At 30.6% G+C, this 24195-nt stretch carries 18 protein-coding genes; 17 read left to right on the top strand and 1 reads right to left on the bottom strand.

What is annotated here, in order from left to right:
* The first annotated feature begins 130 nt into the window (after positions 1–130).
* From N4A55_RS11410 to N4A55_RS11380, 7 genes are all read left to right on the top strand, one after another.
* Positions 131–1243 (top strand): glycoside hydrolase family 88 protein, encoded by a 1113-nt coding sequence (locus tag N4A55_RS11410; protein WP_293756376.1) that lies wholly within the window; start codon positions 131–133, stop codon positions 1241–1243.
* A gap of 13 nt (positions 1244–1256) precedes the next feature.
* Positions 1257–2633, top strand: a complete 1377-nt coding sequence (locus N4A55_RS11405; RefSeq protein ID WP_293756374.1) for a sulfatase family protein — start codon at positions 1257–1259, stop codon at positions 2631–2633.
* A gap of 14 nt (positions 2634–2647) precedes the next feature.
* Positions 2648–4036 (top strand): sulfatase-like hydrolase/transferase, encoded by a 1389-nt coding sequence (locus N4A55_RS11400; RefSeq protein ID WP_293756371.1) that lies wholly within the window; start codon positions 2648–2650, stop codon positions 4034–4036.
* 24 nt (positions 4037–4060) lie between these two features.
* A complete protein-coding gene (locus tag N4A55_RS11395; RefSeq protein WP_293756369.1) occupies positions 4061–4780 on the top strand; it encodes a DUF1961 family protein in 720 nt (239 codons plus the stop codon).
* A complete protein-coding gene (locus N4A55_RS11390) occupies positions 4780–5454 on the top strand; it encodes a DUF1961 family protein (protein ID WP_293756366.1) in 675 nt (224 codons plus the stop codon). The genes N4A55_RS11395 and N4A55_RS11390 overlap by 1 nt, the downstream gene beginning before the upstream one ends.
* Before the next feature lie 93 nt (positions 5455–5547).
* Positions 5548–7767 carry an AraC family transcriptional regulator gene (locus N4A55_RS11385; protein ID WP_293756364.1) on the top strand — a complete coding sequence of 740 codons (2220 nt, stop codon included), beginning with the start codon at positions 5548–5550 and terminating at the stop codon, positions 7765–7767.
* Positions 7736–8938: a DUF3810 domain-containing protein gene (locus N4A55_RS11380; RefSeq protein ID WP_293756361.1), complete on the top strand. Its 1203-nt coding sequence runs from the start codon at positions 7736–7738 to the stop codon at positions 8936–8938. The genes N4A55_RS11385 and N4A55_RS11380 overlap by 32 nt, the downstream gene beginning before the upstream one ends.
* A 93-nt stretch (positions 8939–9031) precedes the next feature.
* Here the strand turns inward: N4A55_RS11380 and N4A55_RS11375 are convergent, their stop codons facing one another.
* Positions 9032–10993: a GTP-binding protein gene (locus N4A55_RS11375; protein WP_293756359.1), complete on the bottom strand. Its 1962-nt coding sequence runs from the start codon at positions 10991–10993 to the stop codon at positions 9032–9034.
* Positions 10994–11540: 547 nt separating this feature from the next.
* Here N4A55_RS11375 and N4A55_RS11370 point away from each other — a divergent pair.
* The 10 genes from N4A55_RS11370 (at position 11541) to N4A55_RS11325 (ending at position 24190) form a co-directional block, all read left to right on the top strand.
* Complete coding sequence (locus N4A55_RS11370) at positions 11541–12239, top strand: L,D-transpeptidase family protein (RefSeq protein WP_293756356.1); 699 nt, start codon at positions 11541–11543, stop codon at positions 12237–12239.
* Positions 12240–12319: 80 nt separating this feature from the next.
* Positions 12320–12706, top strand: coding sequence for a reverse transcriptase-like protein (locus N4A55_RS11365; protein ID WP_293756353.1), 387 nt, complete (start codon positions 12320–12322; stop codon positions 12704–12706).
* A gap of 138 nt (positions 12707–12844) precedes the next feature.
* On the top strand, positions 12845–15442 hold the full coding sequence (locus tag N4A55_RS11360; RefSeq protein ID WP_293756350.1) for a GH116 family glycosyl-hydrolase: 2598 nt from the start codon (positions 12845–12847) through the stop codon (positions 15440–15442).
* A gap of 20 nt (positions 15443–15462) precedes the next feature.
* Entirely contained in the window at positions 15463–16437 is a 975-nt protein-coding gene (locus N4A55_RS11355; protein ID WP_293756347.1) for a LacI family DNA-binding transcriptional regulator, read from the top strand.
* A 316-nt stretch (positions 16438–16753) separates the two neighbouring features.
* Positions 16754–19285, top strand: coding sequence for a glycyl radical protein (locus tag N4A55_RS11350; RefSeq protein ID WP_293756344.1), 2532 nt, complete (start codon positions 16754–16756; stop codon positions 19283–19285).
* A 14-nt stretch (positions 19286–19299) separates the two neighbouring features.
* Entirely contained in the window at positions 19300–20220 is a 921-nt protein-coding gene (locus tag N4A55_RS11345) for a glycyl-radical enzyme activating protein (RefSeq protein ID WP_293756340.1), read from the top strand.
* Positions 20221–20329: 109 nt separating this feature from the next.
* A complete protein-coding gene (locus N4A55_RS11340) occupies positions 20330–21133 on the top strand; it encodes an amino acid ABC transporter substrate-binding protein (RefSeq protein ID WP_293756338.1) in 804 nt (267 codons plus the stop codon).
* Positions 21134–21240: 107 nt separating this feature from the next.
* Positions 21241–21852, top strand: a complete 612-nt coding sequence (locus N4A55_RS11335) for an amino acid ABC transporter permease (RefSeq protein ID WP_443083832.1) — start codon at positions 21241–21243, stop codon at positions 21850–21852.
* A gap of 13 nt (positions 21853–21865) precedes the next feature.
* Positions 21866–22627 (top strand): amino acid ABC transporter ATP-binding protein, encoded by a 762-nt coding sequence (locus N4A55_RS11330; protein WP_293756332.1) that lies wholly within the window; start codon positions 21866–21868, stop codon positions 22625–22627.
* Positions 22628–22729: 102 nt separating this feature from the next.
* Complete coding sequence (locus tag N4A55_RS11325; RefSeq protein ID WP_293756329.1) at positions 22730–24190, top strand: rhamnulokinase; 1461 nt, start codon at positions 22730–22732, stop codon at positions 24188–24190.
* Positions 24191–24195: the final 5 nt, after the last annotated feature.

The following is a 24195-nucleotide window of genomic DNA, read 5'->3' as shown; positions in this document are numbered from 1 at the left end:
AATTTCAAGATGGCTACAGTTATGATTTCTGTAGTACCAATACTTTGTGTATATCCATTCTTACAAAAGTATTTTACAAAAGGTGTAATGTTAGGCTCAGTTAAAGGTTAAGAGAGGAGATTGATACATAATGAATAAATGGTATGATGAAGCATGGGAACAATCAATCAAAAAAGTGTCACAAATAAGTCATAGAATAAAAGATACATTTCCACATGTATCAATAGAAGGTCAATATAATAGCGAAAGATCAGGTTTTTGGACAGCGGGCTTCTGGCCTGGGCTATTATGGCTTAATTATAAAGAAACGCAAGATGAAAATATAAAAAAATATGCTGTATCATGTGAGAGTCAATTGGATAAGGATTTACATAATTTTATTGGGATACATCATGATGTAGGATTTATGTGGATACTCTCATCGGTAGCTCATTATAAGCTTTTAAAAGATGAAGAATCAAGAAAAAGAGGACTTATTGCTGCAAGCCATCTAGCGGGTAGATTTAACATTAAAGGAAACTATATAAGAGCATGGACTGATAAGGTTTACGCAGATAGTCAAGGATGGGCTATCATTGATTGCATGATGAATGTTCCTTTGTTATATTGGGCATCTGAGGAGTTAAATGATCCACGATTTAAACATATTGCTATGGCTCATACTGAAACAGTCATGAATGAATTTATAAGGAATGATGGTTCAGTACATCATATTGTATGCTTTGATCCAAAATCAGGAGAAAGAGTAGGTGCATTAGGTGGTCAAGGGTATTCAGAAGAATCAGCATGGGCTAGAGGAGCAGCTTGGGCAATCTATGGATTATCTATAGGTTATGGTTATACAAGAGATAAGAGGTATTTAGATAAAGCTAAGCAGGTTGCACACTTTTTTATAGCTAATCTTCCGGAAGACAAGGTTCCATGTTGGGATTTTAGAGCACCAAAAGAACAAAGAGATGGTAAAGATTCATCAGCCGCCGCATGTGCAGCTAGTGGTCTTCTTGAATTGTGTAAGTACCTTGATGGAGTTGAAAAAGACTTTTACCATGAAAAAGCTGAACAAATAATACATTCATTATATAAAAATTATGGAGCATGGGGTAATGATGAAGAGGCCTTAATTACTATGGGAACAGTGAATTATACACGTTCAAAATATGTTAATACGCCAATTATATACGGAGACTATTTCTTTGTAGAAGCATTATCCAAGTTAAAAGGTGAGGAAGAATTATTCTGGTAAGGAGGTTTTTTATATGGAAAAACCAAATATTCTTTTTATTATGACGGATCACCAAAGAGCAGATAGTATTGGTATGAAACAATGTGGTATAGAGGTAACACCTAATTTGAATAAGTTGTTTGAAGAAAGTGTTATATTTACAAAAGCATATAATACATGTCCTCTTTGCGTACCATGTAGAACAGCTCTTGCAACAGGAAAATATCCAACTCATAATGGGGTAGTATTTAATGATTGGGATGGAATAAGAGCTAGAGATCATGAAACAATTCATGAAATATTAGAAAAAAATGGTTACAATATAAATCATATTGGAGTTGATCATATTAAGGTTAATCCAACATTAAAAAGTAGGGTTAACTTTGATAAGTGGGTTGATCAACATGACTACAATGCTTATGTAAAGAAACAAGGGATATCAGTTAAAAGAGATAATAAACACTCAAAAGAAGTGAATGAAAGTAGAGAAAACGGTGAATTCTTCGCGAAAAAATACTCAAATACATATGTATCAGAGTGGGAATATGATTCGAAAATTTATAAAGATACATATTTTACTAGAGAGTGCTTGGATGTTATAGAAAATATTGTTGATAAACCTTTTGCTTTATTTATTAATTATTGGGCACCACATCCTCCACTTAGGGTACCTAAGGAATATCTACATAAGTTTAATCCAGATACCATCAAGCTACCTGACAATGTAGGTAAAATAGCACAAAATGAACCTAGTAATAGAAGGCTAGGGGTTCCTGCTCAACTTGCAGAAGATGTATCACAAGAAGAATGGAAACAAGTATGGTCTGCTCATTTAGGTCTAGTTAATTACGTAGATAATCAAATAGGTCAAGTGATTAACAAATTTGAAGAAAAGGGTTTGATGGACAATACAATTATCGTATTCACAAGTGATCATGGAGATCATTTAGGTCAACATAGTATGTATCAAAAAATGGAAATGTATGAACAAGCAATCAAAGTTCCATTATGCATAAAAATACCACATGTGGATTCTATGAAGATAGACGATATAATGTCTAATTTAGATATTTTACCAACATTATTAGATGAATTAGGAATCAAAAAGTCCAATGAGTTAGATGGAATATCTCAAAGTGAAAGAATACATAACAATGAAGAGATAAAGGATAGAAAAGTATTTTGTCAGTATTCAGGTAATCCAGAATTGGGTTGTATACGAAGAGCTGTTATAACAAAACAATATAAATATATATATGATGACAAGATGGAACAAGAATTATATAATTTAGAAGTAGATCCATTGGAAATGAATAATGTGGCAAATGACGAAAAAAATAAGTCAATAGTTAAATCTTTACATCATGAATGTGTAAAGTGGGCAAAAGAAAAAGGTGATTGGGTATTTTAGGAGAGGGTGATGAGGTGAACAAACCAAATATTTTATTTATTATGTCAGATGAGCACAATGCTTCAGTAATGGGAACTGCTGGAGATAAGATTATAAAAACGCCAAATCTTGATCAATTAGCAGATAAAGGAGTGTTTTTTGAAAATTGTTATACACCGTCTCCAATATGTGTACCTGCAAGGCTCTCAATTACTGCAGGTAAATACATAAGTAAATGTGGAGCGTGGAGTAATGAAAGTAAGTTAGAATGTAATGACATAAGTTCCATAGCTACTGTATTAAAAGAGCAAGGTTATGATTGCTATCTAGGTGGGAAGATGCATTATTCAAAAGAGAGAAGATATGGAATGGATGAATTATATCCTTTTTGGACTAATACAAATATAAGAAAACCTTATAACAAACGTATTGATTTGACTGATGGTGAATTTGAAAGCCGAGAAAGTGAATTGTCACCTAGATTTGATAAGTTTTATGTTGGTGATGACAATCGTGTAATGGATCATGACAGAAAAGTAACACAAATATGTTCTAATGTTATAAAAAAAAGAAAAAAAGAAGATTCGCCATTTTTCCTAATAGCGGGCTATCTGGCACCTCATTTTCCATTAATTGTTCCAGAAAAATATTATGAGATGTATAGAGATAAAGTTCCTATGCCTATAATACCAAAAGATCATATTGAGTCTTTGCCAAAACATTATAAAATTATGCAAAAGGCGTTTAAAAACGATCAAGTTGATTCAACAATAACAAAAAAAGGTCGTGAGCTATACTATGGACTAGTAACATGGTTTGACGAGGAGGTTGGAAAACTTCTAGATTCATTAAATGATTCAGAAATAAAAGAAAATACCATTGTCATCTATACGAGCGATCATGGAGAGAACATGGGAGAACATGGACTGTGGTGGAAGAACTCTATGTATGATTGTTCGGCAAAGGTTCCTCTTATTGTAAGTTGGCCAAAGCAATGGGGGCAGGGTATACGAAAAACAGAAATCTGTAATTTGCTAGATGTAATACAAACAATTTGTGATGTGGCGGGTGCAGATGTTCCACCAGATTGGGATGGTAATTCCATGGTTAATCTTCTTGATAATCAGAAAAGTTCTTGGAAAGATTATGCAGTTAGTGAGTATTATGCTCATGGTATTGCAGCAGGACATTGTATGATTAGAAAAGGTGATTATAAATATGTATACTTTAATAAAATTGATGAAAACAATGGTGAAGAAAGACAATTATTTAACATGAAAGATGATCCTAGTGAATTTAATAATCTTATTAAAGATCAACGATATGAAGACATTGTAAAAGAGCTACATGATTTATTGGTTAAAGAATTAGGTAGAGAACCATGTGAAATTGAAAAAGAATCTAGAGAGATAATAAATAGATGATGAGATTTTTAAAGGAGAATGACTATGGTAGGATATGAATTAGGAGATGTACTATATGAAAATAGTCTTTCTAAGAAATCGGATATAGAAGATTTCATATTAGAAGGTCAAGCAGAGATATATTTTGTCAAAGGTAGAATGAGAATGGAAAATAAATTAGATCCTAAAATCGTAGGAAATCAAAAAGGTAATTTTGTTTTTTGGTGTCCAGAGGAATTTCCAAGTAATATAGCTGTTAAATGGGAATTTAAACCTCTAAATGAGCCTGGACTTGCAATGATGTTTTTTAGTGCTAAGGGGCGAAATGGAGAAGATATTTTTGATGAAGTTTTATCCACTAGAGAAGGAATCTATAAGCAGTATAATAGAGGAGATATTAATGCTTATCACGTATCTTATTATAGACGCCGTTTAGATAAAGAGATTGATTTTCATACTTGTAATTTAAGGAAGAGTTATGGATTTCACTTGGTGTCAACAGGTCCAGATCCTATACCCAATATTGAAGATATAAAAGAGCCTTATTATATTACTTTAATTAAATATGAAAATGAAATTTCCTTTTATATATATAATCCCTATACAGAGAAGGATCAACTTTTGTTTAAGTGGATAGATGATGGTGAAAAATATGATGCGGTATTAGGAGAAGGTAAAATAGGACTTAGGCAAATGGCACCTCTAATTGGTGAGTATGCAAATCTAAAAGTATATAATGTCACAAAAAAAAGAGGTGAAAACTAATGCAAGAAAAATTAATCTACCATAATCCACTAGCATGTACTGAAGATGTTAAGGATTTTATATTAGAGGGAGATGCCAGTATTTATTTTGTTAATGGGAAAATGAGAATGGAAAATAATATTGATCCAAAGCTTGGTCAAGTTTCTAATTTTGTTTTATGGTGTAACAAAGATTTTCCAAGTAATATAAAAGTATCTTGGCAATTTAAACCTATTAGAGAACCAGGACTTGCAATGTTTTTCTTCTGTGCTCAAGGAAGAGATGGGAAATCCATATTTGATACATCAATAGCAAAGCGTGAAGGTATATACAAGCAGTATTATGAAGGAGATATTAATACATATCATGCATCATATTTCAGACGAAAAAAGCAAAGAAAGTTTAATATGTGTAATCTAAGAAAAAGTCATGGTTTTCATATGGTTGCTAGTGGAGCTGACCCAATACCTAGTGTAAGAAATGTAAATAGAGATTATAGAATAATGGTCATAAAAAAAGGAGCAGAAATAAGCTTGTATATAGATGATTTACTTATATTTAACTATATAGATGACGGAATTAGTTATGGTTCTTTGTTAGGTGATGGGAAAATAGGTTTTAGACAAATGGCTCCACTAATAGGTGAGTACAGTAATCTTCAGGTATTGGAATTGTTAGATGCGAAGATAAAGTAAGTGACGTAAGGGTTTTATTAATCATACAATTATGATATAATAGAGAAGCTATCAAAAGTAAAAGGTAAATTTACATAATATGGGGTGGCTTTTATGAAAAAACTTGCTGACGTTAATGTGATTAATAAAAAGAGTAGAAGTGTAACATTTTATAAGTTTTTTTTAGTAATATCTATAAGTATAATGATACCTGTTATCATGATAACGTCATTAGTTGGTAAATTTAGCAATGATCATTTACTAAAACAAGTTAATCTATCTAGAGAAAATGTACTTAATCAGACAAGATTAATGGTTGAACAAAAGTTAACGGATATAGATGCATTAGTTAATCAATTTGTAAGTAATGATAGCGTTTGGAAGTTGGTAACAACTAGTGAATATACATATAGTAGTAGCCTATTCATGCGTGATGCAATAACTTTATTTAATAAGAATATTATTTCTCATCCATTGATTCATTCTATCTACTTGTTTAACGATACAGAAAATATTGTAATAAGTAATTCAAAATATTCAAAAACCGAGTTTTTGGATAAAGAAATATTAAACATTAAGTTCGATAGTACCAATTATGTAACAAAAGCAAGAACAATAAAAGATAGGAAAGTTTTTAGTTATGTTAAGAAATTTCTTTCTTTTGATAGAAAGGAAAATTCATACATTGTAGTTAATCTTAATTATGATAGCTTTTGGGACGAACTTATTGCTGATTCAACAGATGGATTATTCTATGTTATATTTTATGATAATACAATGATTTATTCGAATGTACTTAACGATAATAATATTAATACAACGTTGTTTCAAGATATTACTAATGGATCAAGTTCTAATCAAAAATTATCTTATAACAATGAACAATTATATGTATGGAAAAGTTTCTCATCTAAATATAATTGGACGTTTGTTGTTGCACAAAAGTTAAATGATTTATCTAAACCAACAATTGTATTAAGAAAGATTAACATTATATCTTGTTTTGTTATTTTGTTTATCGCTCTTGTATTAGCTTATTTCTTTTCTGATTATCTGTATAAACCTATTAGAAAGTTAATTGATAAAGTGAATCAGATAACTCAGATTGATACAATTAATTCCAAAAACGATTATCAGCTTATTGACAATGTAATAGCCTATTTGTTCACTGAAAACCTGAAACTGAACAATGATTACCAATATGTATTCCCATATTTCAAACAGCATTCCATCAATGACATAATCAACAATAATTACTTTGATCTAGATAACTTCAAACAAGTACTAGATTTATTAGATGTTGAATTCAGTTTCACAAGTCATTATCTCATGTTGATAGAACTAGAAAACACCAATATGAATAATAAGATAAAGGATAGATTGGATAAATACTTTGATAAACCTGATATTAAAAAAATAATAAGTAAAATCAATGAAAAAAGAATCTTGATTATTATGAACACCAACAAGGATATCAACCATGTATATGCATTACTTACAGAAATACACGAAGATTTTAATAATGATAATATATCTTTGACCGTATCTCTAAGTGATGACTTCAATAATCTAGAAGATATCCATGAACATTACGAAGAAGTCCAAAAACAACTAGAGTACAAATTTTTTGTAGGTAATAACAAAATATTATCACATATGGTACCACAGCAAATAGAGAAAAATATATTCTATGATAAAAGTATAGAAAAAGAACTATTGAATTACCTTAAGAAACAGGACGAAGAAAAGGCTTTTGTTGCATTAAGAAAGCTTACAGAAGGACTAAAAGGAAGTATCAAAAATATAGATTATATAAAATATGTCTACTTCCAAGTATGCCTAAATATAATAGAACAAATGACTAACTTTGGCTTTAGTATGAAGGATATTGACATAACCAATAGAGAAATATTCGCTAAAATAAACGAAGCAAAAACTCTAAATGAAATGTACGAATTAATTTACAGTATCATTAGAAAATGTATCCAACTTTTTTCAAAATTGAACATAATGCAAAACGACAATATAATCAACAAAGTAAAAGAATACATCAAAAACAATTACAATAAAGATCTATCTTTGGAAATGATAGCAGATTACGTATATCTATCCCCAGGATATCTAAGCACATTGTTCAAAACAGAAAATGGAATTACTGTCTTTGATTATATAACCAACTTAAGAATGGAAAAAGCAAAAGAATTATTACTAAACAACAAAAGCATGAAAATACAAGATATTGCAATCAAGTTAGGATATAACAGTTCACAGAGTTTTATTCGATACTTCAAGAAGTATTATAATGTTACTCCAAACCAATTCAGAAAAGCTTGACATGGAAATGTTTTCTGACAAGAGGACGTTTCAACTGATAAAATTAATTAGAAAGTTGGAATCAGGTATGGATAGATTAAAGAGTATTTCTAAGTGGAGCCTTATATTATTACTACCTATTGGAATATTATTAACCAATATAGCACAATCTTCACCAGCATTTATCGAAAAATATTATTCAAACGGTATATATCATTACATTAGCCAATTCCTTAGTAACATAACCGGAATTATACCAATTTCAATAGCTGAACTACTTATTATATTTCTTATTGCACTATTTATATACAAGCTAGTAAGAATAATAATAACATTAATAAAAACCAAAAACAAAAAAAGATATATACTAATAGATTTCCTACGAAAAATATTGATATTCATAAGCGTTGGATATTTCATATTTGTACTAATCTGGGGTCTCAACTATTATAGACTACCCTTTTCTGAAATAGCCAACCTTAACGTACAAGATGCAACCATACAAGAATTAACTGGTCTATGCGAAAGCTTAATTACAGAAGCAAATGACCTAAGAAATCAAGTTCAAGAAGATGATAATAGCGTTATGTATGTACCAAAGGGCTACAACGACATCTTCAATCGAGCACATAAAGGCTACGACAATATTGCAGACAAATACAAAGAATTAGGAGGTAATTATGGAGCTCCCAAAGGTGTAGTTTTCTCCCAAGTAATGTCCTATTCAGGCATTACTGGTATCTACTTCCCTTTCACAGCTGAAGCTAATGTCAATAAAGACAGAACCCATGTATTACTCCCCGCAACAGCATGCCACGAAATAGCACATCAAAGAGGATTTGCCAGAGAAGACGAAGCCAACTATATAGCCTACCTAACCTGCATAGCCCACCCAGACCTAGACTTCCAATACTCCGGAACAATCCTAGCCCTTATTCATTCCATGAATAAACTCTACCAACACGACACCAATGCATACTATACCCTAAAAGCTACGTTTTCACAAGGAGTACTAAGAGATCTACAAGACAACAACAAATTCTGGCAAAAATACTCAGGACCAATAGATAAAGCCTCAACAAAAATAAATAACACTTACCTCAAACTAAATAAACAACAAGACGGTGTCCAAAGCTACGGAAGAATGGTAGACCTTCTAATAGCAGAATACAGACTTAATTATAATAAATAATAATTAAGTAAAGATATAGATGATCCTAATAATATGTCTATGATAGTTATTTAGATTTTTATTCACCTATACTACCTACACGACCGTAAACCACTATTTACCCCCATCAATTTCACTCCCCCTAACCCCATAAGCCTTCCCATGAGAACAAAAAATAGAAGTCGAAGTATAATCCTTATCAGCAGCCTTATTATACCCCAATCTCTCTATTACCTCATCTGTATTATGACATCTATCATACCCAGCAAAAACAAAAGTAATACTCCCCTTACCAGACGAAAAAGAAGCCAGCGTACTAGGATAATTCATCGCCGTCGAAACAGGAACCCTACCACTAATCATAACATGCTCATCCATCGTAACAGGAGAATCAAAACTACCATACATCTTAGTTATATCAGTCATTACTCTACCCGACAAATGTTTTTCAATCTTCACCTTGAATTGATAAAAAGGCTCTAAAAGTATATTATCAACTTTTTCAATCCCTTGCCTAATAGCTCTAAAAGTAGCCTGTCGAAAATCCCCTCCACTAGTATGTTTAACATGAGATTTACCAGTAGTAAGGGTAATATGCACATCTGTCAAAGGAGAACCAGTAAGAATCCCTTTCTTACAAGCATCTGGAATATTTTTCTGACTTAACCTCTGCCATCTTGTATGTAATACATCCACACTGCAAACTGAATCAATTGATATCCCAGAACCTCTAGGAGCTGGTTCAATATCAAACTCTATTTCAGCATAATGCTTCAGAGGTTCAAAATGTCCAAAACCATGAGTATTACTAGCAATAGTCTCTTTATATAATATTTCTGGAGTACCAAAATCAATAGTTTTGCCAAAACGATCTAATACAATCTGAGTTAATATTTCAAGCTGTATAGTCCCCATTACTTTTATATGTATTTCCTTTAATTCCTCTATCCATTGAACATCAAGAGAAGGATTTTCCTCTGTTAACATTGTGAAAATCTTAAATATCTCTTTTGGATTCTCAGCCAAATCATATATCACTTTGGATTTTAATGTAGGTATCAACAAGAAATCAATATAATCCTCTATATCACCTATTCCTTCACCAATATAAGATGAACCAAGACCAGTTACTGCAATAAGTTGTCCCGGACAGGCTTTATCACAAAGAGTATATTTAGTCCCATTATATATCCTTATTTCATTAATCTTTTCTGTAATCTCATTATCCATAATCCTATGAGTTACGGTATCTTTAACCTTAAGTGAACCATTATGCAATTTTATAAAAGTAAGCTTATTACCTGTATCATCATATCTAATCTTATACACAGTTCCTGATGGAAAATCACCATTACCATCTGTATGTCCAGAGATTGTTAAAGTATCTATAGCTCTTAAGAGTTCCTTGATTCCGATACCCTTCAAACCGATACCACATAAACAAGGATATATAACATTATCATTAAACAATCTCTTTACAGTATTAACTAATTCTTCCTTCTTTACTTCTATTCCATCTATATATTTATTTAATATATCATCATCATAGTCAGCCAAAGATTCTATTATTTTACTTGTTGGATTATCAAGTAAATAACTAATGTTTTCACTAGATATAAGCATTAAATCTTTTGTGAAAGTACTTCTTATTTCATTAACTGTATTGTTAAAATCAGCACCTACCCTGTCCAATTTATTAATAAAAAACATAGTAGGTATATTGTACTTTCTAAGAAGCTGCCAAACAGTTTCAGTATGACCTTCAATTCCTTCAACAGCAGATATTATTATTATCGCATAATCCAATATCCTAATGGCTCTCTCCATCTCTGTAGAAAAATCCACATGACCAGGAGTATCAACTAGCTGATATGTACAATTATTATAAGTAGTTACAGCTTGGTCAGAAAAGATGGTAATACCTCTCTCTTTTTCAATAGTATGATAATCAAGGACAGTATTTTTATTATCAACTCGACCAGCTTCTTTTATTGAATTAGTATGATATAAAATTTGTTCTAGAAGTGTTGTCTTACCTGCATCAACATGAGCTACCATTCCTATTGTTTTATACATGAGTTTAATTCCTTTCAAAATTAAGTTAATTAATGCTTAGCCAACATTATATCATATAAACTATACATAATACATACATAGCTTAATCTTTTAATAGCATCCAAATCTTAGTATATTTTAACCTATCTAAAAAGGCAGGTTTATTTTTATAGCACTTATTATTATAAATTTTAAGTGATATAAATAAATATACATATTAAATAAATTTTATTACTAAGATATAAAAATATTTGTTGTAAATATAACCAAATAATATATAATAAAACTAGTTAGAAATATAAAAAATAAAAAAAGAGAGTAATAAATTTGCTTCTTTTTATTAAAAGAATTTTTGCTTATACGATTCAATTGTAAAAAGATGGTGAAAATATGAAGTCTGAAGAAGAAAAGCTTTAGGGCAGATTGTCGAATGTCTGTAAGTTCACTTAGGTGAACTTTTTTTATATGTTGTAATTCTTTGTTATAATGGACAGTTTGTATTTCATATTATTAATATGACGCTACAAGTTTGTATTGCTAAGTACACACTTAAAAGGAGATTAGTAGTATGAAATATATGTACATAAAAATTGTATTAACTGTTATACTTGCTGTTAGTGTAGCAAACCTTATATGTATGAAAAAGACCAATGAAAATCTGTTGGAAGTGTTTTTTAGTCAAAAGAATAACCCTTATTTTATACATGTAGACCTTGATACTTATATCATGTACGTTTTTAAAGATAATGAAATATATAAGCAATATCCTGTTTCTGGGGGGAAGTATAGTACGCCATCACCTCTAGGGACATGGAATATTGTTAGTAAAGCCAATTGGGGAGAAGGTTTTGGTGGAACATGGATGGGGTTCAATGTACCCTGGGGAAAATACGGTATACACGGTACAGATGAACCATGGAGTATAGGAAGTGGACTCTCAAAAGGTTGCATTAGAATGTATAATAAAGATGCTAAGGAGTTAAAACAATATATACCTTATGGAACAAAGGTTACCATAGTTCAGGGACCATATGGACCTTTTGGAGATGGATTTAGAACATTGAAACCTAGTAATATTGGTTCTGATGTCTTTGCTGTTCAAAAGAGACTTAGAGAACTGGGTTATTATAAAGGTTTTTGCGATGGAAAATACGGTGAACAAATGAAGCTGGCAATCTATGCTTACCAAGATGATAAAGGATTACCTAGATCTTATTACATAACTGAGACTTTATATGAAAGTCTTGGGTTTGTTCAATATGAATAAAAAACTATACTAACTTATAATTGATTAAAATGAATACAAGTGTTAAACTAAGATAAACTATATAATTAACGGAGGTAACCATGATTACAGCTTATTTAGTAGGGATTTCAACTTATCAAGAGAATGAAGATATAGAAGTTAGATATTGTATATATGATGATGACGAACTTGTGTGCAAAGAATCGGCTTGGAGAGAATATAAAAAACCTCTTGTTGTCACTCACTGGGCACTACTCACATTATTGAAGAAACTCAAAGAATATGGAGATAGGGATATTACAGTTAAAATTAATGATGGAGCATTATATGAGCAGATAAAAGGTACTTCAACATCAAAAAATAAAGAAGTAATGATGACTGCTAAGAAGGTAAGAGAAAGGTTAGGGCAATACCCAAATGTTACAATCAAAAACGTTGGAACAGATAATAACGAACTAAAAAAATGGAATAAAGTACTAGAATCATAGATAAAGAAAATATAATTTATAAGACATTTTATAAAAATATGAAGTTTAAAATTTAAAATAATTGACTTTGTAATAATAAGATGATAAAATAAATGTGCTCGAGCACATAATATTATTTGAGAGGTAGGTTGTGTATAGATGGGAATTTATATTGGAGAAAAAACAAAAGAAATATCATTTCCTTTAGGGGGAATAGGGGCTGGATGTATTGGACTAGCAGGAGACGGAAGATTAATTGATTGGGAAATTTTTAATAGACCTAATAAAAATAGTAATAATGGATTTACACATTTCGCTATTAAAGCAGAAGATGGACAAAAAGTTATTGATTCTAGAATTTTACAAGGTCACCTTCAACCTCCATATACAGGTAGTGGAAAAAAATGGAGAGGATTTGGTCACGGTGTCAATCGTACAACAATGAGTGGGCTACCAAAATTTGAAAATGTTGAATTCATAGGAGAATTTCCTATAGCAAATATTAATTTATCAGATAATAACTTTCCAGGATTAATCAAGCTTACTGCATTTAATCCATTTATCCCACTTAATGATAAGGACTCAAGTATTCCAGCTTCATTTTTTGATATAGAAGTTAAAAATGTAACTGATAAACAGTTAAACTATACAATTAACTTTGCAATGAGTAATCCATTAAAAGGAATAAACATCAATAAGTACAAGAATGCTGATGGGTTGCATATCATGGATATGTCTGGTGAATATCAAGAAAAAGATTATAACTATGGAAATGCTTCAATAGCTACAGATGCACACGATGTTAATTATCAAGAATATTGGTTTAGAGGAAAATGGTTTGATAACCTTGAGATTTATTGGCGTGAGTTTACTTCTTTTGGATCATATAATAATAGAACATATGATAAAAATGAAAAGGTTGAAACGGATAATTTGACAGAAAATGATGTTTGTATGATATCTGCAACAATATCTATTAATCCAGGAGAAACTAAAAAAGTAAAATATATTCTATCATGGTATTTCCCTAATTGCTACAACTATTGGGATGCATTTAAAAATGAACCTGAATACAAAGATACTAATAAAAATTATTGGAAGAATTACTATAGTACTATATTTGAAAATTCTACTGATGTAGCTACATACTGTTTTAAAAATTGGGAAAAATTATATAGGGATACATTGACATTCAAAAAAGCATTATTTGAATCCACTTTACCTGTTGAAGTGATTGATGCATTATCTGCTAATATCTCAATACTAAAATCTCCTACTTGCTTAAGACTAGAAAATGGTGAATTTTATGGTTGGGAAGGTTGTCATGAAGATACTGGAAGTTGTGAAGGAAGCTGTACACATGTATGGAATTATGCATATGCACTCCCTTTCTTATTCCCTAACTTAGAACGCTCCATGAGGGATTTGAATTATAAATATAATCAAAAAGAAAATGGTGAAATGTGTTTCAGATTACGATTACCATTAGGTAGAGAAATCAGTGATTTTAGAGCATGTGCCGATGGACAATTTGGTGATGTAATTAAAGTATACCGTGAATGGAAGATATCTGGTGATACTGATTGGTTGATATCCAATTGGAAAGCTGTAAAAAAATCCATTGAATATGCTTGGGAACCAACTAATTATGATAAATGGGACCCTGAAAAATCAGGTGTGTTGACAGGAAGACAACATCATACCCTTGATATGGAACTTTTCGGACCTAATTCATGGTTAACAGGATTCTATCTTGCAGCTTTAAAAGCGGGAGCTGAGATGGCTGAAGTATTAGGAGAACAGGATACAGCTGATGAATATAGAGCTATTTTCAATAGAGGGAAAAAATGGGTAGATAACAATCTATTCAACGGTGAATATTACCACCAACAAATAGACCTCAAAGACAAAGAAATATTAAATAAATATGTTACTGATAAGGATAATAGTTCTATAGACTCTTATTGGAATAAAGAGTCTAATGAAATTAAATATCAAATTGGAGAAGGTTGTATTATTGATCAAGTAATTGCCCAATGGCATTCAAATATTATTGGTTTAGGGGAAATATTTGACCCTAAAAACACAAAAAAAACTTTACAATCCTTGTATAAGTATAACTTTAAACCAACAATGGTTAATTTCTATAACCCATGTAGAGTATACTGTTTAGACAAAGAAGGTGGAATTGTAATATGTGATTGGCCAGAAGATAAATATAAGCCTATAGTTCCTATTCCATATGCTGAAGAAACTATGAATGGTTTTGAATATCAAGCCGCAATACATATGATACAAGAAGGTATGATTTCAGAAGGATTAGAGATTGTTAAAGCCGTAAGAGATAGATACGATGGTTATAAAAGAAATCCTTGGAATGAATTTGAGTGTGGTAGTAATTATGCACGTTCTATGGCTAGTTATGGTCTTTTATTAACACTAAGTGGTTTTAAGTTTGATATGGTTAATAAAACTATAGGATTCAATCCAGTTATCAATCAAGATAATTTTAAGTGTTTCTGGGCTATTGGTAATGCATGGGGTACATTTACAAGCAACAATGAAACTGTACAATTAACTGTATTATATGGAGAGCTTGACATAAAAACCTTGCAATTATTATTTATTAAAGATAAAATTAAAACTGTTAAAAATAATGAAGAGGTAATAAATTACGAATTCAAGGAAGGTATTATTAATTTTAATGAAGCAATAAGCATTAAACAAAATTCAAAATTAATTATTTATAGAAAATAAAAATCCATTTAGGTGATTATATGGCTGTAACAATTAAAAATATCGCTGATGCATGTAATGTTTCAAGAGGAACTGTGGATAGAGCTTTGAATAATCGAGGAAAGATTAAACCAGAGAAAAAAGAACTTATATTAGCAACAGCAAAGAAACTAGGATATAAACCTAATTATATAGCTAGAAGTTTAAAAAAGGGTAAAACAAATACAATAGGTATAATAGTTTTTAATCTATATAATGAATTCTTTTCTAGTCTAATTAATTATATGGAAGTAAAAGCTAAGGAAAAAGATTATCATATTGATTTGGCATTAACTCATTATGATAAAGATATTGAAAAAAAATGTGTAGAGAATATGATAAAAAGACAAGTTGATGGTTTAATACTATGTTCTGTAAATAATGAAAAAGATTATTCATTATGGCTTCAAAATTTCAATATACCGTTAATAACATTAGCTAATAAAGTATCCGATAGAATACCTTATATCAGTGTAGATAATAAATTAGCAATGAAAGATGCAGCGCAATTTGTGCATAATAAAGGTTATAATAGAATTATTTACATAAGTCCGCCGCTAGCCTATAAAAGTACACATAATATTTATGCTTTGAAACAAAGGTTTGAAGGATTTAGTCAAATTAATATGGAACATAAATCTATTATTATTGATTCAAAAGATTATATTAGAGAACTTGAAACTATTAATATCTTGGAACACAAAACTGTTATATTATGTTCAAGTGATATATATGCTTTAGAGGTCCTTAATTATTTGAAGGAAAAGAAAATAAAAATTCCTAGCCAAGTTGGAGTAATGGGATTTGATAATATTAATATGTTAAAATATATTGAACCACATTTAACTACAGTGAGTTATCCAATTGAACAAATAGGAGCAATAGCTATTGATTCCATAAGTAAAGCTATTGAAAGTGATGATAAAATACAAAATGTGGTTATAAAACATAAAATTATTCAAGGAGAATCTTTATAAAGTTTATATACAAAAGTTTATTTCATTAAAAAATAGGGCAATAGTCCTATTTTTTTTGTTGCTATTGATAAAAACAACAATAACAGAAAAATAATCATGTTGTTTTATCTTTTATTATACTAGTTTTTTGCTGTGTTATATTGATTTTTTCTGTGTTTGGTTTTATAATAGTAATATCTAATAAATTCTATAGAATTTTACTATTAAGGTTAATTCACAATAAGTAATCTAATATAACTTTCTATAAAAGATATTATAATCAATTATAGGATTACAATATTATGTATAGATTGTCATACTAAGGAGGTATAAAGAAATGAAATGGAATGATGTGAGTAAAAATACAGAGCCTACGGCTAGAATAAGAAGAATTATTGATCGATTATATGAGACAACTCCTGTAATAGAAGCTGAACGTGCAGTACTTATTACTGAATCATATAAAGAAACAGAAGATAAACCTATGATTCTTAGAAGAGCATTGGCTCTTGAAAACATCTTAAAAAAAATACCAATTGTAATTAGAGAAGATGAATTAATTGTTGGTAATTTAACAAAAGAATATCGCTCAGCTCAAGTATTTCCAGAGTTTTCTAATCAATGGCTATTAGAAGAATTTGATATGATATCAAATAGAGATGGAGATGTTTTTATTGTTTCTGATGAAGTAAAAGAACAGTTAAAAGATGTATTTACATACTGGAAGGGTAAAACAGTTAATGAACTAGCTACATCCTATATGCTAGAAGAAACCTTAGAAGCAATGAAATCTAATGTTTTTACAGTCAATAATTATTATTATAATGGGGTTGGACATATAAGTGTTGATTATGAAAAGGCGCTGAATATAGGATTCAAAGGTATTATTGAAGAAGCACATAGTGAATTACTTAGCTTAATGCCACAAGATGAAGATTTCATAAAGAAAAGACAATTTTTACTAGGGGTAATAATATCTAGTAAAGCTATTATTATTTTTGCAGAAAGATTTGCACAAAAAGCACTAGAATTATCCAGAAGCACAATGAATACAGCACGGAAAAAAGAATTATTGAAAATTGCAGATGTTTGTAATAGAGTTCCAGCTAACCCTGCTACTTCATTTTATGAAGCATTACAGACATTTTGGTTTGTTCATGCTGTTATACAAATAGAATCAAATGGACATTCAATTTCACCAATGAGATTTGACCAATATATGTATCCATTCTTAAAACATGATATAGAAAATAACATAATTACATATGAATTTGCTCAGGAATTGATTGACTGTGTATTTATTAAACTTAATGATATTAATAAAGTTAGAGATGAAGCATCAACAAAAGCATTTGGAGGATATCCACTTTTTCAAAACTTAATTGTTGGAGGACAAACAAAAGATGGTAAAGATGCCACTAATGAGTTGTCTTTTATGTGCTTAGAGGGAACAAATCATACTAGATTATCTCAACCATCTATATCTGTTCGTGTTTGGAATATGTCACCACAAGAATTATTAATAAAGGCAGCAGAGATTAGTAGAATAGGTGTTGGTATGCCAGCTTATTATAATGATGAAGTAATAATTCCATCACTTATTAGTAGAGGATTGACATTAGAAGATGCAAGAGATTATGGTATCATAGGATGTGTAGAACCACAAAAAGGCGGAAAAACTGAAGGTTGGCATGATTCAGGTTTCTTTAATATTGTAAAAGTTCTAGAAATTACACTTAACAATGGAAAAGTAAATGATAAACAAAATGATAAACAAGTTGGATTAGAAACGGGAGAATTTACTGAATTTAAATCTTTTGAAGCTTTTCTTGAAGCCTATAAAAAGCAAATGGAGTATTTTGTAATGTTACTAGCTAATGGAGAAAACAGTGTCGATTATGCTCATTGTGAAAGAGCCCCATTACCTTTTGTATCTTCATTAGTAGATGATTGTATAAAAAGTGGTAAATCAATACAAGAAGGAGGAGCACATTATAATTTTACTGGTCCACAAGGTGTTGGAGTAGCTAATGTTGGAGATTCTTTAGAAGTTATAAAAAAACTTGTTTTTGATGAGAAAAAGATATCATTGCAAGACTTAAAGAAGGCATTAGATAATAATTTTGGGAAAGATTTATCAGATGAGAAGGACGAAGATAAATTACTAAGTAAAATCATTATATCAGAAGTGAAAAGAGTTTTAATTGAGCAGTGTAAGATCAAGGGAAATGAATTTAAGGATTATCATCTTGGAACATATAATGATGGAGAATATGTTCGTCAAATGCTAATTAATAAAGCACCAAAATATGGTAATGATATAGATGAAGTTGATATGTTAGCTAGAGAAGCGGCATTAATTTACTGTAAAGAGGTAGAAAAATATAAAAATCCAAGAGGAGGTTGTTTTCAGCCTGGTTTGTATCCAGCATCAATTAATGTAGCAATGGGAGAAGCAACAGGGCCTACTCCAGATGGAAGAAAAGCACATACACCACTTGCGGATGGTGTTTCACCATCTGCTGGAATGGATAAGACAGGACCAACAGCTGTAATGAGTTCAGTGGCAAAACTAGATCACTTTATTGCATCTAATGGTACATTACTTAATCAAAAATTTCATCCTTCTGTATTACAAGGAAATGAAGGATTATGGAATTTGATTAATCTTGTTAGAAGTTATTTTGACCAAAAAGGTATGCATGTTCAGTTTAATGTTGTAAGCAGAGATACATTGATAAAAGCACAAAAACATCCAGAAGAACATAGGAATCTAGTAGTAAGAGTTGCAGGATATAGTGCACAATTTGTTGCATTAGATAAATCTGTACAAGACGACATTATTAATAGAACAGAGCAGTTGGTTTAGAGAGAGGTATATCTATGATTAAAGAAGTTAATTGGGAAGAAAAAGGGACAATTTTCAATATACAGCGTTTTTCTTTACATGATGGTTCTGGTATTCGTACAATTATTTTTTTTAAGGGATGTACACTAAGATGCAAGTGGTGTAGCAATCCAGAGTCACAGAATTATAAAAAACAGATTATGTTTATCAATAAAAATTGTATCCAATGCAACAGATGTGTAGAAGTATGTCCAACTGGAGCGATAGACTTACAATTAAAGAGCAGAATAGCCTTTGAAAAGTGTAACCAATGTGGAAAATGTATAGAAGTGTGTAATGCTGAAGCGTTAGAAATGTCAGGGAAAAATGTTACAGTAAAAGAAGTATTTGATATAATTATGAAAGATTCAGTGTATTATAGGCGATCAGGTGGAGGAGTTACGTTATCTGGAGGAGAAGCTTTACTCCAGCCTGAATTTGCTAGAGAGATTTTAAAAGCATGTAAACAGATTGGTTTGAATACAGCTATTGAAACTGCTGCTTTTGTCACAAAAGAATCATTACAGCAAGTATTGCCATATACAGATCTAGTTTTACTTGATATTAAGATAATGAATAGTACACTGCATAGAAGATTTACAGGGCAAAATAATGATAAGATATTAAAAAATGCAGAATATATTACCCAGTGTTGTAACAGAGTCATAATAAGGATACCAGTTATTACTGGTGTAAATGATACTGAAAAAAATATATTAGATACAGTTAAATTTGCTAAAAAAATACATGTGAATGAAATACATCTTTTACCATATCATCGTTTAGGTACGAATAAATATGAATATTTGGGGTATATATATGAAATGCAAAATATAGATATTCCTCTAAATAAAAATCTTAATAAATTAAAAAATATTATTAGTAACTCTGGTTTAAAATGTAAGATAGGTGGTTAGTTAGTAGAAATAATAATTGAACTTTACTTTAATGTGATAATGTGATAACATAACAAGGTAAAATCACTTTACAATTAAAGAAAAATTATATTATACGAGGAGAACAACTATGAAAAAGAGTTACTTACTATTTATAATAATCATTTTACTAATAAGCGTTACAGCTTGTTCAACTAAAAAAACTACAGACGATACATATGGTGAAGGCGATGAAGAAAAAAGCACTTTCACAGTAGGATTTGACCAAGATTTCCCACCAATGGGATTTGTTGGAGATGATGGAGATTTTACTGGATTTGATCTTGACCTTGCTGCTGAAGTTGCAAAACGTTTGGATTACGAGCTAGTTCTACAACCTATAGCTTGGGATGCAAAAGATATGGAATTGAAGTCTGGAAATATAGATTGTATTTGGAATGGATTTACAATTACTGGACGTGAAGATAATTATACTTGGACAGATGCATATATGTCTAATAAACAAGTATTTGTTGTAAAAGAAGATTCAGATATTAGAACTTTTGCTGATTTAGCAGGTAAAACTATTGTGGCACAAGCTGATTCAAGTGCAGAAGCTGCATTATCTGAACGTCAAGACTTGGTAGATACTTTTGGTGATTATATAAAAGCAGCAGATTATAACATGGCTTTAATGGATCTTCAATCAGGAGCAGTTGATGCAGTTGCTATGGATTATATTGTGGCAGGTTATCATATTGAGAAAAAGAAAGCTGACTTTGTTATATTAGATGAAACTTTAGCTTCTGAAGGATATGGAGTTGGATTTTTACTAGGAAATGAAGATCTAAGAGATAAAGTACAAACAACATTAGAAGAAATGGCTGATGACGGTACTCTAAAAGAAATTTCTACTGAGTGGTTTGGAAAAGATATCACTACTATAAAGAAATAATTATATGGAACGAGGCATAGCTTTTTTTTACAGTAGTTACGTTTTATTAATGTTAGGAGGATAACCTTTTGGATTTACTAGTTTTATTATCTAAATTAGGTGAAGGTATGTTGAAAACTATAGAGATATTCACATTTACTTTGGTGATATCTCTTCCTCTTGGTCTATTAGTTTCAATTGGAAGGATTTCTAAAAACCGTATAATTAGGAACATTATAAAGATATACATATCTGTTATGCGTGGAACACCTCTTATGTTGCAATTAATGGTGGTTTATTTTGGACCATATTATATATTTGGAATAAGTATGCCTAGAAGCTATCGTTTTGGGGCAGTAATCATTGGTTTTTCATTGAATTATGCAGCATATTTTGCTGAAATATATAGAGGTGGAATTGAATCTATAGCTGTAGGTCAATATGAAGCAGCTAAGCTTCTTGGATACAATAGAGTACAGACATTTATTAAGATTATCTTGCCACAAGTCATAAAACGAATATTACCTTCTATAACTAATGAAGTCATAACACTTGTAAAAGATACTTCTTTAGCTTTTGTAATTTCTTTTTCAGAGATGTTTACAGAAGCAAAAGCTATAGCATCTGCACAATCAAATATGACTCCGTTTGTAGTAGCGGGTATTTTCTATTATGTTTTTAATCTTATAGTAGCAATGTTAATGGAGAAAATAGAGAAGAGTTTAAATTACTATAGATAGGAGGTCATTGTAAATGAAATTATTAGAAATAAATAATCTTAAAAAAAGCTTTGATGACCTTGAGGTAATTAAAAATATATCCTTGAATGTAAAAAAAGGCAAGGTTGTAGCCATAATCGGTCCATCTGGTTCAGGAAAATCAACATTACTTAGATGTGCAACAATGTTAGAAAGAATTGATTCTGGTGAAATAATCTATAATGGAGAATGCGCAGTAAATACTGATGATAATGGGATAGTGAAATATGCTTCTAATAAGGAGTTAAGGAAAATATACAGCTATTATGGTTTGGTATTTCAGAATTTTAATTTGTTTCCTCATTTTTCAGTAATTAAGAATGTGACTGATGCTCTTATTCATGTACAAAAAATGAGTAAAAAAGAAGCTTATAAAATTGGCAAGGAGTTACTTCTCAAAATGGGTTTGTCTAACAAAGAGGATGCTTATCCATGTCAACTATCAGGTGGACAGCAGCAACGTGTGTCAATAGCAAGAGCCCTAGCTCTTAATCCCAAAGTATTATTTTTTGATGAACCAACTTCGGCCCTTGATCCTGAGCTTACAGGAGAGGTGTTGAAAGTAATAAAAGATTTGGCTAGAGAACATATGACTATGGTAATAGTGACTCATGAAATGAGTTTTGCAAAAGAAGTTGCCAATCATGTTATATTTATGGATGGGGGAGTTATAGTGGAACAAGGTTCACCAGAAGAGGTATTTGGTAATCCTCAGAATGAAAGGACAAAGGCTTTTATCAAAAGAATTAATATATAATTAATTGACAAATAACACTTAGTAAAGTATATTATAACTATACTTGTAATTACAAGTAATTACAAGTAACAATAAACTAATAAAATATGGGGTGATCAGTATATGAAAATGTTAGCATTTGATTTTGGAGCAAGTAGTGGTAGAGGTATAATAGGAGAACTTAAGGATAATAAGATTATTCTAAAAGAAGTACATCGATTTGAAAATGAGCCTGTAAAACTTAGAAATCATTTACAATGGGACTTTCTAAGATTAGTTTATGAAATTAAGAAATGTCTTATAAAATGTAAAAATAATGGTGAAGACCTAAAAAGTATTGGAATTGATACATGGGGCGTTGATTATGGTCTAATTGACGGGGATGATGAACTTATAACAAGCCCTTTCCATTATAGGGATTCAAGAACAGATAATATGACCAATAAGTGCTTTGGATTTATTTCAAAAGAGGAATTAATACGTCTTAGTGGTATTGATTGTAATCAATATAATACCATCTATCAGCTGTTAGCAGAAACTGAGACTACTTCAAGCCGCTTGGAAGATGCTCAGACAATGCTACTTATGCCTGATTTATTTAACTATATTTTAACAGGGGTCAAAAAAGCTGAATATACAATAGCTACAACTACACAACTGTACGACTACCATAAAAATGATTGGAATTATGATTTAATAGATAGAGTTGGGTTACCTACTAGAATATTCCCAGAGATAATTCAACCAGGTAATGAAATAGGAGATATTACAGATGATATTCAGAAAGAACTTGATATAGATAATTGTAAAGTGATCAGTGTAGGAAGTCATGATACATCCTCTGCTATCGCTGCTATACCCGCTATAGAAGAAGACTTTATTTTTATTGCTACAGGAACATGGGTAATGGTAGGCGTAGAAAACGAAGGTATTCTAGTTAATGAAACCACACAAAATTATGGTCTCAGTAATGAAGGCGGAGTTGGTGGTAAAGTTAATCTTCTAAAGAATATCATGGGACTTTGGCTGATTCAAGAATCAAAAAGACAGTGGAACAAAGATGGAATAGACATAGGATTTGGTGAGATGGTTGAAGAAGGATTAAAAGCAAAAACCACGTCTATAATTAATCCGGACCACAAACTCTTTTACTCTCCTTCTGATATGCCTAATAAGATTAAGAGATTCTGTGAGGAAACAGGACAGCCTGTACCAGAAACAATTGGTGAGATTGTTAGAGTTATTGAAGAAAGTTTGGCATTAACAATAAAACATACTATAGAAGGAATTGAAAAAACTACTAATAAAAGATATAATACTATACATATGTTTGGTGGTGGAATCCAAGATAAGTTATTATGCCAATTAGTGGCTAATGCAACTGGAAAAGAAGTAATCACTGGACCAAAAGAAGCTACATCAATGGGGAACATATTACTTCAAGCAATTGGAATGGGAGAAATTGATAATATAAAACAAGGTAGAGAGATTGTACGTAATTCAATTAAAATTTCAAGATATATACCAGAGGACGATAATGATTTGGATAATAAGTACTGTAAGTTTCAAGAAATAATAAAATAAGGTGA

This window comes from Vallitalea sp. (assembly GCF_025211055.1).
Taxonomy (GTDB): domain Bacteria; phylum Bacillota; class Clostridia; order Lachnospirales; family Vallitaleaceae; genus Vallitalea.
This window is presented reverse-complemented; position numbering and strand designations above follow the sequence as displayed.

Excerpts from the sequence above, each read along its gene's own strand:
- N4A55_RS11345 (WP_293756340.1), top strand. The coding sequence starts at position 19,300 with ATGATTAAAGAAGTTAATTGGGAAGAAAAAGGGACAATTTTCAATATA.
- N4A55_RS11405 (WP_293756374.1), top strand. The coding sequence starts at position 1,257 with ATGGAAAAACCAAATATTCTTTTTATTATGACGGATCACCAAAGAGCA.
- N4A55_RS11365 (WP_293756353.1), top strand. The coding sequence starts at position 12,320 with ATGATTACAGCTTATTTAGTAGGGATTTCAACTTATCAAGAGAATGAA.
- N4A55_RS11360 (WP_293756350.1), top strand. The coding sequence starts at position 12,845 with ATGGGAATTTATATTGGAGAAAAAACAAAAGAAATATCATTTCCTTTA.
- N4A55_RS11325 (WP_293756329.1), top strand. The coding sequence starts at position 22,730 with ATGAAAATGTTAGCATTTGATTTTGGAGCAAGTAGTGGTAGAGGTATA.
- N4A55_RS11390 (WP_293756366.1), top strand. The coding sequence starts at position 4,780 with ATGCAAGAAAAATTAATCTACCATAATCCACTAGCATGTACTGAAGAT.
- N4A55_RS11380 (WP_293756361.1), top strand. The coding sequence starts at position 7,736 with ATGTTACTCCAAACCAATTCAGAAAAGCTTGACATGGAAATGTTTTCT.
- N4A55_RS11355 (WP_293756347.1), top strand. The coding sequence starts at position 15,463 with ATGGCTGTAACAATTAAAAATATCGCTGATGCATGTAATGTTTCAAGA.
- N4A55_RS11340 (WP_293756338.1), top strand. The coding sequence starts at position 20,330 with ATGAAAAAGAGTTACTTACTATTTATAATAATCATTTTACTAATAAGC.
- N4A55_RS11335 (WP_443083832.1), top strand. The coding sequence starts at position 21,241 with ATGTTGAAAACTATAGAGATATTCACATTTACTTTGGTGATATCTCTT.
- N4A55_RS11370 (WP_293756356.1), top strand. The coding sequence starts at position 11,541 with ATGAAATATATGTACATAAAAATTGTATTAACTGTTATACTTGCTGTT.
- N4A55_RS11350 (WP_293756344.1), top strand. The coding sequence starts at position 16,754 with ATGAAATGGAATGATGTGAGTAAAAATACAGAGCCTACGGCTAGAATA.
- N4A55_RS11410 (WP_293756376.1), top strand. The coding sequence starts at position 131 with ATGAATAAATGGTATGATGAAGCATGGGAACAATCAATCAAAAAAGTG.
- N4A55_RS11395 (WP_293756369.1), top strand. The coding sequence starts at position 4,061 with ATGGTAGGATATGAATTAGGAGATGTACTATATGAAAATAGTCTTTCT.
- N4A55_RS11375 (WP_293756359.1), bottom strand. The coding sequence starts at position 10,993 with ATGTATAAAACAATAGGAATGGTAGCTCATGTTGATGCAGGTAAGACA.
- N4A55_RS11385 (WP_293756364.1), top strand. The coding sequence starts at position 5,548 with ATGAAAAAACTTGCTGACGTTAATGTGATTAATAAAAAGAGTAGAAGT.
- N4A55_RS11330 (WP_293756332.1), top strand. The coding sequence starts at position 21,866 with ATGAAATTATTAGAAATAAATAATCTTAAAAAAAGCTTTGATGACCTT.